This is a genomic window from Bacillus sp. ISL-4, assembly GCF_018613275.1.
Lineage (GTDB): Bacteria > Bacillota > Bacilli > Bacillales > DSM-1321 > Peribacillus > Peribacillus simplex_E.
The window spans coordinates 198,106-210,182 of sequence record NZ_JAGGQN010000003.1 but is presented as its reverse complement, the minus strand read 5'-3'; the positions used below and the strand labels follow the sequence as shown (position 1 = coordinate 210,182).

Annotated in this window: 13 protein-coding genes; 11 read left to right on the top strand and 2 right to left on the bottom strand. The window is 40.0% G+C overall.

Annotation, left to right across the window (positions count from 1 at the left end):
• Both J7J00_RS02755 and J7J00_RS02750 read left to right on the top strand, forming a co-directional pair.
• Positions 1–301, top strand: a 301-nt coding sequence (locus tag J7J00_RS02755; protein ID WP_214787252.1) for a transposase, incomplete at its 5' end; no start/stop codon positions are given.
• Positions 302–932: 631 nt separating this feature from the next.
• Positions 933–1,157, top strand: coding sequence for a hypothetical protein (locus J7J00_RS02750; RefSeq protein WP_214787250.1), 225 nt, complete (start codon positions 933–935; stop codon positions 1,155–1,157).
• Positions 1,158–1,201: 44 nt separating this feature from the next.
• On the opposite strand, the gene J7J00_RS02745 is transcribed toward J7J00_RS02750, so the two are convergent.
• Positions 1,202–1,645, bottom strand: coding sequence for a ParB N-terminal domain-containing protein (locus tag J7J00_RS02745; protein ID WP_214787248.1), 444 nt, complete (start codon positions 1,643–1,645; stop codon positions 1,202–1,204).
• A 214-nt stretch (positions 1,646–1,859) separates the two neighbouring features.
• Between J7J00_RS02745 and J7J00_RS02740 the strand changes: the two genes are divergently transcribed.
• From J7J00_RS02740 to J7J00_RS02725, 4 genes are all read left to right on the top strand, one after another.
• Positions 1,860–4,034 carry a DNA topoisomerase III gene (locus J7J00_RS02740; protein WP_214787246.1) on the top strand — a complete coding sequence of 725 codons (2,175 nt, stop codon included), beginning with the start codon at positions 1,860–1,862 and terminating at the stop codon, positions 4,032–4,034.
• Positions 4,035–4,135: 101 nt separating this feature from the next.
• On the top strand, positions 4,136–4,561 hold the full coding sequence (gene mntR / locus J7J00_RS02735; RefSeq protein ID WP_214787244.1) for a transcriptional regulator MntR: 426 nt from the start codon (positions 4,136–4,138) through the stop codon (positions 4,559–4,561).
• Between the two features lie 181 nt (positions 4,562–4,742).
• Positions 4,743–5,438 carry a class I SAM-dependent methyltransferase gene (locus tag J7J00_RS02730; RefSeq protein ID WP_214787243.1) on the top strand — a complete coding sequence of 232 codons (696 nt, stop codon included), beginning with the start codon at positions 4,743–4,745 and terminating at the stop codon, positions 5,436–5,438.
• Positions 5,438–6,139: an AIM24 family protein gene (locus J7J00_RS02725; RefSeq protein ID WP_214787241.1), complete on the top strand. Its 702-nt coding sequence runs from the start codon at positions 5,438–5,440 to the stop codon at positions 6,137–6,139. Before J7J00_RS02730 ends, J7J00_RS02725 begins: the two co-directional genes overlap by 1 nt.
• Before the next feature lie 105 nt (positions 6,140–6,244).
• Here J7J00_RS02725 and metA read toward each other — a convergent pair whose 3' ends face one another.
• Complete coding sequence (gene metA / locus J7J00_RS02720) at positions 6,245–7,153, bottom strand: homoserine O-acetyltransferase MetA (RefSeq protein ID WP_214787239.1); 909 nt, start codon at positions 7,151–7,153, stop codon at positions 6,245–6,247.
• 168 nt (positions 7,154–7,321) lie between these two features.
• Between metA and J7J00_RS02715 the strand changes: the two genes are divergently transcribed.
• The 5 genes from J7J00_RS02715 (at position 7,322) to J7J00_RS02695 (ending at position 11,964) form a co-directional block, all read left to right on the top strand.
• Complete coding sequence (locus J7J00_RS02715) at positions 7,322–7,855, top strand: hypothetical protein (RefSeq protein WP_098369308.1); 534 nt, start codon at positions 7,322–7,324, stop codon at positions 7,853–7,855.
• A gap of 77 nt (positions 7,856–7,932) precedes the next feature.
• Positions 7,933–8,409, top strand: a complete 477-nt coding sequence (locus tag J7J00_RS02710) for a glutathione peroxidase (protein ID WP_214787237.1) — start codon at positions 7,933–7,935, stop codon at positions 8,407–8,409.
• Positions 8,410–8,546: 137 nt separating this feature from the next.
• On the top strand, positions 8,547–9,392 hold the full coding sequence (locus J7J00_RS02705; RefSeq protein WP_214787235.1) for a DegV family protein: 846 nt from the start codon (positions 8,547–8,549) through the stop codon (positions 9,390–9,392).
• 53 nt (positions 9,393–9,445) lie between these two features.
• Positions 9,446–10,090 (top strand): HD domain-containing protein, encoded by a 645-nt coding sequence (locus J7J00_RS02700; RefSeq protein ID WP_214787233.1) that lies wholly within the window; start codon positions 9,446–9,448, stop codon positions 10,088–10,090.
• Positions 10,087–11,964 carry an ABC-F family ATP-binding cassette domain-containing protein gene (locus tag J7J00_RS02695; RefSeq protein WP_214787231.1) on the top strand — a complete coding sequence of 626 codons (1,878 nt, stop codon included), beginning with the start codon at positions 10,087–10,089 and terminating at the stop codon, positions 11,962–11,964. Before J7J00_RS02700 ends, J7J00_RS02695 begins: the two co-directional genes overlap by 4 nt.
• Positions 11,965–12,077 lie beyond the last annotated feature (113 nt).

Genomic DNA, 12,077 nt, shown 5'->3' with positions numbered 1-12,077 from the left:
TCATGCAGGATTGCATCTCGCTGAGGCAAGCTCTGGGAAGTGGAAAGGCCAAATTGTTCTTTCCAAACGTGGAAGATCACGCCTGCGGCGTTACCTCTTCCTTGCGACCATGAGTCTGGTGATGAATAACCCTGAGTTTAAAGCCCTACACTCGAACAATGTTAAAGTGAAGAAGATTAAGAAAATGAAATCCATCATGAAACTATGTGGAAAACTCGCCCGTGTCCTAGTAGGGATTGCTCGTAATGGCTCTGCCTATAAACCGGAAATGGTATTCCCTCTTGAACAACTAGCAGCGTAAATTTACATTCTCATTTTTTTCGAAAGTTGGCTTATTCGTAGGATTTCAAAGAAAGCACGAAGTACTGGATATATAGAACAAAAGGGCAATGACCCGTTCCGTTAGCAAAACCAGCCTCCACCCCTTGGATAGGCATGACGAAGGAATGAAAGGGCATATGATTATGACCCGTTGAGACATGGGAGGGAAAGCCTCCAGGGGTAGCGTGGAAATGCGTGCAGTATATGTAATAATATGGGATTTTCAATAGATCCCCTATTCCAATCTGCCCTCATCTTATCAAAACGGTTCTATCTCTTTCGTTCATCTAAAGCAACCTATACCATGTGGTTTGAAATCCTGCGAATAAGCGAGTATTCGTGAGCATTATCTATTAAACTGAGGGAGTTCTATAATGTCACTAAAAAAATAATCAAACTATTTTATAAAAATTGTATACTAATTCACTAGAAAAGAACCCTTTTTGATCAATCTCCTTTCAAAATGGATTCTTTTTATTTACGCTAATATGAGGGTTCAGGAGGACCTTTTGATCAAAAGCTACAGTGGATTCTTTTTTTTAACAGATGCTTTAGCACAATACATACATGAACTGAGCTGGAAAGTTCCCTCCAAAGAATAAGGAATAAGAATGGCCGAAAATCAATTTGATTTTTCGGCCATTTTAATATTTGAAAATGGGGGATTCAAGAATTATTTTTCTACAGATGCAATGATGTCTTCAGCTAAGAGTTTAGAACCACTAGCACCTTTTAGATATTTCAATGTTCCTTCACTAGACCAATCAAATATCTTTATACTGCTCATTCTTTTATTTACTTCTTTAATGTTTAACTGGTTAGAAACAAAATTATAATTTGAAGGAATAATTTTATTGCCGGCTATAGCAAAAGCATTTAATCAGATTATATGAGTTAGTCTATATTGCATATAATCACTCCATTCAACAGGTAACAACTCTTTTATACAATTAAAATAAGTAAGAGTTATATTAAGTATTTTTTCCTTAGGTAATTCGGCTATCTTTGTATGTTTAATTAATAACAAAAGAAAGTTATATACATTTTTAATATGCTTTTCTTTAGTTCTTTTGCCAATTAACGTTCCTTTAATATAAAAGGGGCTGTTAGGATCCATAATTAACTGTGTTGCAATCCAACCAAAATTATCATTTTCTCTTTTTAAAAATCTACTTAAAGAAGTACCTATACCTTTAGCTTTTGTATTAATAATATCAAAAAAATTTTTTTCCTCATCTTCATCTAACCAATGGAGGGCAAGAAAAGGAACAATTAACATTGTATTTGTTGTTATTGTATATAGTTCAATTCTTATGTTGGCCATCCATTAATGAAGCTTGTTTTTTTGCAAATTAATCTGCCTATAGTTTGACGGCTTTTATCATTAGCCGGAAATTCCAAATCTTCGCCGCAGTAAAGAAATCATTTCATGCTTTTCCGGAACGTTCAGTAAAAACGAAGTCATATCTAGCCGATTGTGATAATTAAGGTATAATGATAGGGGAAGATATTTTTTAACGGATTAGGTGAAGATGATCATGAAGCTAATCATTGCGGAGAAACCAGATCAAGGTTCAACGCTTGCGGCTCAATTTAAAACGAAGAAACAGCAAGGCTATATAGAAATCATGCCGAATGAACTTTTCCCCGATGGGGCTTATGTGACTTGGGCCGTTGGTCATTTATGTCAACTCGTTTCGCCGGAAACCTATCATTCAAAATGGAAAAAATGGTCGATGGAAACGTTGCCGATGATTCCTGAGAAATTTCAATATGAAGTGACCCGACAAAAGGCAAAGCAATTCAATGTTGTGAAGACTTTGCTTAGGAAACAGGAAGTCGATGAAATCATTCATGCAGGAGATGCCGGGCGTGAAGGAGAATTGATTGTCCGTAATATCGTTAATCTATGCAATGTCAATAAACCGATGAAACGGTTATGGATTTCCTCTTTGACCCCAAAAGCGATTTATGAGGGATTCCAAAATCTGAAGAGTGAGGAAAAAACCAGGCCGCTCTATTATGAAGCGTATACGAGAGCTTGCGCGGACTGGGTTGTGGGAATGAATGCGTCGAGAGCGTATAGTATTTTATTGAAACAAAGGGGCGTTTCGGATGTGTTTTCAGCTGGAAGGGTTCAGACACCGACTCTCGCCTTGATTGTGAAGCGGGAAATGGAAATTGAGCAATTCAAGTCCGAACCGTTCTGGGAAGTGTTCGCTGACTTCAAGATGGATGGAAAGAAGTATCAGGGAAAATGGCAGCAGAACAATGATCCGAGAATCAAGACAAAAGAAATGGCGGATAAAATTGCCGATTTTTGCAAGGGTAAGGAAGCTGAAATAGCTGAAATGGATACAGAAAGGAAAGAATTCCAGCCGCCTTTGTTATTTAATCTCTCGTCATTGCAAGCGACAGTGAACAAGATTTATAAATATTCGCCGAAACAGACGCTTGATATAGTACAAAGTTTATATCAAAAAGGGATCGTTTCTTACCCACGTTCAGATTCCAATTATGTGACGGAGGGGGAAGCTGAAACATTTCCCGATATTTTGCAAAAACTAAGCGGATTTTCGGAATATGAATCCCTATTTCCTTTGCCACAACCGAACATCATGAATAATAAACGGTTTGTAAATGAAAAGAAAGTGACTGATCACTATGCCATCATCCCGACGGAACAGGTAACCGACCCAAAGCGGCTTTCCGCTGAAGAACGGAATATTTATGACTTGGTGGTACGCCGCTTGATTGCGGCTCATTATGAGAAAGCCATTTTCGATTATACCACCATTAAAACGCTTGTCGATAAGCGTGCCGAATTCATTTCTAAAGGAAAGCAGCAGATTCAAGAGGGATGGCGCAAAGTGATTTTCCAAAATGACAAGGAAGATGATGATATCATTTTGCCGTCCGTCTCAAAAGGGGATTCTGGAAAGGTCGCCAATATAAAGGTGAAAGAAGGAAAAACCCAGCCTCCTAAGCGCTATACAGAAGGTCAGTTGATCACTTTGATGAAGACTGCCGGAAAGCATCTGGATAATGAAGAGTTAGAAAAGGTGCTGATGAAAACCGAGGGTCTTGGAACTGAAGCAACGCGGGCTGGCATCATTACCATGCTCAAAGACCGTAAATACATTAATGTGAAAAAAAACCAGGTGTTTGCGACAGATAAAGGGAAAGTGCTGATTACCGCGATTGGGGAGAAAATCCTGGCTTCACCCGAGATGACAGCCAAATGGGAACAGCGTTTAAGGGAAATCGGTGAAGGGAAGGCATCAGCTGGCGGATTTATGGAAGCTGTTAAAAAGATGTCAGCAAAAATTATCAGTGATGCCGTGGAGTCATCGGAAAGCTGGGATTTTCAAGGGCTGGACACCGAGTCGATTCAACAGAGCGGCCCAAAAAAGAGAAGTTCAGCATCTGTGGGCAGTTGTAAACTATGCGGTTCTAAGATTGTCGATAAAGGGGAATTCTATGGATGTGTAAGTTATCAAAAAACAAAGTGTAACTTCACTATCTCCAAAAAAATCCTTAATAAGAAAATCAGTCAAGCAAATATAAAAAAGCTGTTGGCGAGCGGTGAAACGGATTTGATAAGCGGTTTTAAAAAAGGGGAAAAGACCTTTGATGCCATTTTATCTTGGTCCGACTCTGAAAAGAAGATCAGTTTTACATTCCCAACAGAACAAAACGTCAAGCAAACTTGAGAAGAAACTTCATTAAAGGCGCCCTGAGACTATATCTTCTTGTTTCGGGGTCGTTTATATAGTAAAATTTTTAGATATGCGTTTGAATGGGAGGATTCCGAATGCCTACACCGAGCATGGAGGATTACATAGAACAAATTTATTTACTTATTGAAGAAAAAGGATATGCAAGAGTTTCCGATATTGCCGAAAATCTTTCCGTCCACCCTTCTTCTGTTACAAAAATGGTTCAAAAACTTGATCAGGAAAAATATTTGATATATGAAAAGTACCGGGGTCTCGTTTTAACTGCAAATGGGAAAAAAGTTGGTAAAAGGCTCGTATACCGTCATGAACTTTTAGAACAGATGCTAAGGTTGATTGGGGTCAAGGAAGAAAATATTTATCATGATGTAGAGGGGATCGAACACCACCTTAGCTGGAATGCCATCGATAGGATTGGAGACTTGGTCGAATTCTTTGAAGAATCTCCTGACCGTGTCGAGGATTTACGAAAGATACAAAAAAGAAATGAAAATTCAAAATAAGCTGCCGCTGGCAGTTTTTTTTTATGTATTTGAAAATCATCTGTATTCCTGAACGAAGTTATAAAAGAGGTTTTTTTAATTTTGAGCAGAATAGCTATAAAGAAGCCCCGTTATTTTGATTCTGGAAACTGAGTGTTTTTAATATAGTAGGAACTTGTCTAATTAGGAGGGGGAATTTCTGATGAATTTACATACATGGCATAAAGAATCGAAAAAGGAATGGGATGTTTTTGCACCTATGTGGGTGAAGAATTCGCAAGAAATGTGGGAAACGGGGAGCCGGAAAAACATTATTCCTTTCTTTTCTGAATATGTACCTTCGGGAGTGAAGGTGGCTGACATTGGCTGTGGAGATGGAGTTGGTTCCTTGAAATTGGCCGAAGCGGGATTCGAAGTAACCGGAGTTGATTTATCCAATGTGATGATTGAATTTGCAAAGGGGAAAACCGCTCAACAACCAGAACTTTCTTTCCTGCAAGGGGATTTTTATAATCTTCCATTCAAAGATGAAGAACTGGATGCGGCAATGGTCATTAATTCTTTGGAATATACGGGTGAACCATTAACGGTGATGAAGGAAATTCAACGGGTAATAAAGCCTGGCGGTTATGCCTGTTTTGGAATTCTTGGTCCAACAGCTGAACCACGAAAAAAATTCAGTTTTCAACGGTTATTAGGAGATAAAGTCATAATGAATACAATGCAGCCTTGGGAATTTGAAAAAATGGCTTTAGAAAACGGATGGAAGGCAGTGGCTGATACCGGCGTTGCAAAGAGAGGGGTGGACTATACAAAACTGGGACATTTTTCAAAGGAGTTAAAGCAAGCTGTATCGTTCATGTGGCTTTTTCTCCTTCAAAAAGAGGTGGGGCAGTGATGGAGAAGTATCATATCGATCAATTCGTTGAAAAGACGAAACAGCAGGATAAAGGGCAAGGTTTATTCGAACTTGAAACGGAACGAATTCTGGAAATTAATTTGGAACAGCAGATCTGGGCAAAAATGGGGACGATGGTTTCTTATCGCGGCCAAATTAAATTCGAGCGGGAAGGTATCTTGGAGCATGGTCTTGGTAAACTCTTCAAAAAGGCTTTGACAGGTGAGGGTGCATCTTTGATGAAAGCGACTGGAAGCGGAAAGCTATACGTCGCGGATCAAGGAAAGAAGATTTCTATTTTACAGTTAAATGGGGAATCGATCTGTGTTAACGGAAATGATTTACTAGCATTTGAGCCGGGGATTCAATGGGATATAAAAATGATGCGGCGCATTGCCGGATTATTGGCGGGGGGATTGTTCAACGTAAGGCTCGAGGGGAGAGGCATGGTCGCATTCACTTCCCATTATGAGCCGCTTACTTTAATGGTGGAACATGGGAATCCAGTCTATACTGACCCGAATGCAACAGTGGCTTGGTCTGGGGAATTGCAGCCTGAATTCGTAACGGATGTTTCACTGAAGTCGTTTTTTGGAAGGGGAAGCGGCGAATCCGTTCAAATGAAATTCGAAGGTCAAGGATTTGTGGTCGTCCAACCTTTTGAAGAGGTTTATTTCGGCAATGGCAATAAGGAATCATGAACAAACAACCTGAGTCAGAAACTCAGGTTGTTTCCCATGATAATCGGAAGTGGCTGACCAAAAAACGATTCACTTAAACGTGAAAGCTTCTTTTTTCTTACCCTTTCAATCCCACTCATAAGGGGTTGATTGGTAGACATAATAGTTCAGCCAATTCGAGAACATCAAGCTGCAATGGCTCTTCCAGCGGTGAAGAGGTACCTTGGTCGGATCGTTATCAGGAAAGTAATTTTCAGGTAGTTGCGTATTGATTCCACGCTCCCTATCGCGCTTGTATTCTTCACCAAGGGTATCGGCATCATACTCAAAATGGCCGGTAACCATAATTCTTTTTCCATCAACTGAAGCAGCAATCAATACACCAGCTTGATCGGACTGTGCGAGAACCTTCAGTTCCGGATGGTTAACTAATTTTTGATAGTCAATATCCGTATGGCGAGAATGAGGGGCCATAAAATAATCATCGAATCCGCGGACTAGATTTTCATTCGGTTCAAGGACCTCATGGGTGTATATCCCGAAGCATTTCTCTGGAAGTTCGTATTTGCCTATTCCATAATGATGGTACAGGGCAGCTTGTGCCCCCCAACAAATATGTAGGGTGGATGTGACATTTTCGCTTGACCAGTTCATGATACTCTGCAGTTCTTCCCAATAATTAACATCTGAAAATTCCAGCTTTTCTACTGGAGCACCTGTAATTATCAAGCCGTCATATTTCTTCGTGCGGATATCATTAAATGATTTATAAAATTGATCTAAATGAAATTTACTTGTGTTTTTTGATTCATGTGTGCTCAAGCGCAGGAATGATATATTTACTTGAATCGGAGTATTGCCAAGAAAGCGCAGTAACTGGGCCTCCGTTTTTTCTTTCTCTGGCATTAGGTTTAATATTAATATATTCAATGGACGGATTTCCTGATTGGTAGCTCTTTCCTCATCCATAACGAAGATATTTTCCTGTTCTAAAATTTCCCTTGCTGGCAGTCGTTCCGGAATTCTAATTGGCATGATTAGCCTCCTTCTTCAAAAATCATAATATTTTAATTATATAGAAAATTATTGAATAGAAAAGCTATTTTAATAATTTCTTGAAAATCCCGAAGGAAATGGCCTGGGAATGGTAAAATGGGAAGTTCATGAATACATAAACTATGAAGTTGGAGAGGTGCTTGGAGATTGTTTGATCCTACAGCATTTGAGAACATGAAAGTGGTTTTGGAAGGAGCGGTTTACGATCGTGACTTCATTGGAGATATATTGGTCATAAAACGTGATGATATAGTGAATCTCTCGACTATGTCCAGATCATATAAGATTGAGATGGAATTGAAAAAACCAATCGCGCCTATTTCGATTAGCGGTGCCATTGAGCTACAAGCTTCACTCAAGAACCTAAGTTCGGAGTTACTCGATGCAGCTATTGATGAAACTCATTCGGGCTGCACAGTCGATATTTTCATTACTTTTCCCAAAAAGCTCGATGAAGTGAATGCTGAACAATTGTTGAATGAACTGGAAAAAATTTGGGGAGATCAGAGAATCATTACAGTGACGACCAGCGATACGGTGAGTAAAAAAATGCAACACGTTACTTCTTCTATATATAAAGTTTCATTTGGAAGGCTTGTAAAAGAAGAGCAAATGGATGATTTGGAAGACATGGTAGAGTATTTGATTCAATCCATACAAGCAGTGAAGATTCAGGGATGAAAGGAAAGGATAAAAGTTGGTAAACCTACCTTTAAATACGGTAAAATGAATCATCATACTAAAGGGAGAGATCATACATGTCCATTTACGAATTTGAAGTCAATAAAATCAATGGAGAAACTATCTCGCTTGAGGAATATAGAGGGAAAGTGATGATTATAGTGAATACCGCAAGCAAATGCGGTTTTTCGCCACAGTATGATGATTTGCAAAGCCTGTATGTACGATATAAAGAGGATGGGGTAGTCGTACTTGGTTTTCCTTGTAATCAGTTTTTGAATCAGGAGCCTGGTGATGATCTGGAAATCGACTCATACTGCAAATTGAATCATGGTATAACATTCCCGATGTTTGCAAAAGTGAATGTCAATGGAAAGGAAGCCCATCCCTTATTCAGCTACCTGACTGAAAATGCTCCTGGAGTGATGGGGTCCAAATCGATAAAATGGAATTTTACAAAGTTCTTGATTGATAGTAATGGAAATATAGTGAGCCGGTATGCACCTAAAACAAAACCTCTGGAAATGGAAGAGGATATAAAAAAATTATTATGAAGAATGATATTGAGTCCAACGGAAGCTCCAGTTGGGCTCTTTTTTTGAGGTAAGATATTTATAAGCATCCGTATTTAAAAGGGGACAGATGGTTGGGATGTTGAATATAATAGAAGACACAAATGAGGGGGGAAACCATGGAACGAATTGCATGGGTAACAGATAGTACGGGAACTTTGGACGAAGAATTATCATTGAATGAACATGTATACGTCGTTCCGATGGTCGTCATCATTGATGGAAAGGAATATGAAGATGGTGTCGACCTATTACCTGAGGAATTATACCAGCGGATGAGTGAGGAAAAAATCACCGCCACTACGTCACAGCCCTCGGTCGGCAGATTCCAAGAGTTATATAAGGAGCTTGAAAAACGCTATGATCGAATCATAGCCGTACATCTTTCAAGTGAATTGAGCGGGACCGTTTCCGCGAGCAGGCAAGCTGCACAAATGGTGTCGATCCCTGTTGACGTTTTTGATACTTTACTTATTTCCTTTCCAATGCTATTAATCATGAAAAGGCTCATGCATTATATTGATAATGGCGATTCCATCAATGAGGCTTTCGTCAAAACGAGAATGTACGCGTATAACCATGAAACCTATGTATTAATTGGTTCTTTAGATCAGCTTCATCGCAGCGGCAGGTTAACGAACGCACAGTATATTCTAGGAAGCCTATTGAGCTTTAAACCCATTATTTCAATCGAAAATGGTGTGCTTCATACTAAATCTAAACCTCGGAACCTTAAAAAAGCGGAAAAGCAGATCTTCACTGATTTTCGCAGATCAGTCGAGGCGGGAAAAGTAAAGGAATGCACCATATTATATGGTGCAGTGTCGGAGCAGGCACAAAGATGGAAAAAGATGATTACCGAAGAATTTCCTCATGTGTTGATCCATGTATCCCCACTGGGCAGTGCCATCGGGGTGCATACCGGTGAACAGACGATTGGGATCAGTTGGTTCAATGAAGATTAAAGCACACCATTTTTGAGAACCATGGTAAAATAGAAGGGACTTGGAGTGGTGATATGAAACAAACGATGATTGAATTGACGGAGAAGTATGTATATGACCAATTGAATTCTGATGCCAGCGGCCATGATTGGTTCCATATCGATCGTGTTCGTAAGCTGGCTTTACATATTGCAAAAGAAGAACGAAAAGGAAATGAGTTTATCATTGAATTGGCGGCTCTGCTTCATGATATCCCGGATGATAAACTAAACCAGGAAGCCGATGAAGGCTGGAAAAAGCTTGACGTTTTGTTTGATGAAATGAAGTTGGATATTGATAGTGTTGATGCCATCAAACAGATCATCAATACAATTTCATATAGTGCAGGGCAGTTGAAGCTTCCTTCGATCGAGGCTGAAATTGTTCAGGATGCGGACCGCTTGGATGCAATTGGTGCCATTGGCATAGCCAGGACATTTGCATTTGGCGGAAAAAAGGGACAACTTATGTATGATCCTTCATTGCCCATAAGGGAAAACATGACCAAGAAGGAATACAGGAGTGGCAAAAGCTCATCCATTCATCACTTTCATGAAAAATTATTGCGTTTGCAAGATATGCTCAATACTTGTACAGCCAAGAAGATTGCAAGTGAAAGGCATGAATTTATGGTTGGATTTTTAGAGGAATTTAATAAGGAATGGGATGTACGATTATGAAAGTTTTTAGCATGGAACATGTAATGAAAACCCAAGGGGAAAAGCTGCTTTTTAAAGATGTCTCTTTTTCCATTACCGAAGGGGAAAAAATCGGGATCGTTGGTATAAACGGCACCGGAAAATCGACATTATTGAATATCATCGCAGGCTTGGAAGACAGTGATTTAGGAACGAAGGATCATCCGAATGATTACACGATTTCCTATCTATCCCAAGATCCGCAATTTGATGAGAGTTTGACGATCATGGAATATATGTATGAAAGTTCAACTCCTGTATTTTCCTTGATTAAGGAGTATGAAAAGACGCTCGTTCAACTCCAGGTAGATCCACAGAATAGCGTAATACAGGACCGTTTGTTAAAGCAGCAACAGGATATGGACACGCTTGGTGCCTGGGATACAAGTGCCAATGCCAGAACGATACTGACCAAGCTTGGTCTTCCTGATCACACAAGGAAATTGAGGGAACTGTCAGGTGGCCAAAAAAAACGTGCGGCCCTGGCAAAAACCTTGATTGAGACTCCTGATTTACTGATTTTGGATGAGCCGACGAACCATCTCGATTTTGAAAGCATCACTTGGCTTGAAGAATATTTGGGGAAATATCAAAAGTCCGTTTTATTTGTGACCCATGATCGATATTTCCTTGATCGCGTGTCCAATAAGATTTGGGAAATTGCCCAAACGCAGCTTTTCGAATACAAAGGAAACTATGCGGATTATTTAGAATCAAAGGCCATTCGTGAAGAGAACGAAACGGCTGAAAAATCGAAAAAGGAAAGTCTATTCAAAAAAGAACTGGCCTGGATCCGTAAAGGCGCAAAAGCCCGTACAACGAAACAAAAGGCCAGGATCCAACGCTTCGAAACATTGGAATCAGGTGTAAAGGATAAGCAGAAAACCGAGAACCTGGAAATGGAATTAAGCGGTGCCCGCCTTGGAAAAAAGGTACTCGAGATGCAGGATGTTTCTAAATCCTTCGGTGATCGAACCATCATCAACCATTTTTCCTTCCTCTTCAAACCGGGTGATCGAATTGGGATCGTCGGTAATAATGGCAGTGGAAAATCAACCTTGTTAAATATCCTGGCCGGACGGGAATCTATAGATGAAGGAAACCTGGAAAAAGGGCAAACCGTGAAAATAGGGTACTATACGCAAGAAAGCGTCGATATGGATGAGAATTTGCGCATGATCGAGTATATTCGGGAAACGGCGGATTCAATCGCCCTTAAAGATGGTAGTTTCATATCGGCTGCGCAGATGCTTGAAAGGTTTTTGTTTCCGATGGGCTCTCATGGGACGCCTATTCGCAAGCTTTCCGGAGGAGAGAAAAGGCGTTTATATCTTCTTAACATTTTGATGTCGGCACCTAATGTCCTGCTTTTGGATGAACCGACAAATGATTTGGACACGCAAACCTTGACCGTTCTGGAGGATTATTTAGAAACGTTTCCAGGTGTAGTCATTACTGTATCACATGATAGGTATTTCCTGGATAAGACGTGCCATCAGCTTCTTGTTTTCAAGAATAAAGCTGAAATTGATTTCTATTACGGCAGTTATTCAGAGTTCTTGGAAGAAAAGACTGAAGAGGCCGTGCCAGTAAAAGCACCGGAACCTCAGATGAACCGGACCGAAAAGAAAAAGAAAAAACTAACTTATGCGGAAAGTAAGGAATGGGAAGAGATAGAAGGGAACATGGAACGGGTCGAGTTGCGCCTGAAAGACATAACATCAGAAATGTCAGCAGCGGGAAGCGATTTTGAAAAAGTCCGCCTGCTGCTTGAAGAAGAAAAGGAACTAACGGATAAATTAGACCATTTGATGGAAAGATGGACGTATTTAGCGGAAAAATTGGAAGAGGAATGAGCGGGATGACCGGTCCAAGGGAGCAAACTTGGACCGGTCTTTTTTTAGCCAATCTCAATTGCATGAGAATCTGTTGCCGATGTGATAATATCTAGTACATGGAAACGTCTTGT

Bases quoted from the DNA above. Each gene is read 5' to 3' on its own strand.
- J7J00_RS02750 (WP_214787250.1), top strand. From the start codon at position 933: ATGGCCGAAAATCAATTTGATTTTTCGGCCATTTTAATATTTGAAAAT.
- J7J00_RS02745 (WP_214787248.1), bottom strand. From the start codon at position 1,645: ATGGCCAACATAAGAATTGAACTATATACAATAACAACAAATACAATG.
- J7J00_RS02740 (WP_214787246.1), top strand. From the start codon at position 1,860: ATGAAGCTAATCATTGCGGAGAAACCAGATCAAGGTTCAACGCTTGCG.
- mntR (WP_214787244.1), top strand. From the start codon at position 4,136: ATGCCTACACCGAGCATGGAGGATTACATAGAACAAATTTATTTACTT.
- J7J00_RS02730 (WP_214787243.1), top strand. From the start codon at position 4,743: ATGAATTTACATACATGGCATAAAGAATCGAAAAAGGAATGGGATGTT.
- J7J00_RS02725 (WP_214787241.1), top strand. From the start codon at position 5,438: ATGGAGAAGTATCATATCGATCAATTCGTTGAAAAGACGAAACAGCAG.
- metA (WP_214787239.1), bottom strand. From the start codon at position 7,153: ATGCCAATTAGAATTCCGGAACGACTGCCAGCAAGGGAAATTTTAGAA.
- J7J00_RS02710 (WP_214787237.1), top strand. From the start codon at position 7,933: ATGTCCATTTACGAATTTGAAGTCAATAAAATCAATGGAGAAACTATC.
- J7J00_RS02705 (WP_214787235.1), top strand. From the start codon at position 8,547: ATGGAACGAATTGCATGGGTAACAGATAGTACGGGAACTTTGGACGAA.
- J7J00_RS02700 (WP_214787233.1), top strand. From the start codon at position 9,446: ATGAAACAAACGATGATTGAATTGACGGAGAAGTATGTATATGACCAA.
- J7J00_RS02695 (WP_214787231.1), top strand. From the start codon at position 10,087: ATGAAAGTTTTTAGCATGGAACATGTAATGAAAACCCAAGGGGAAAAG.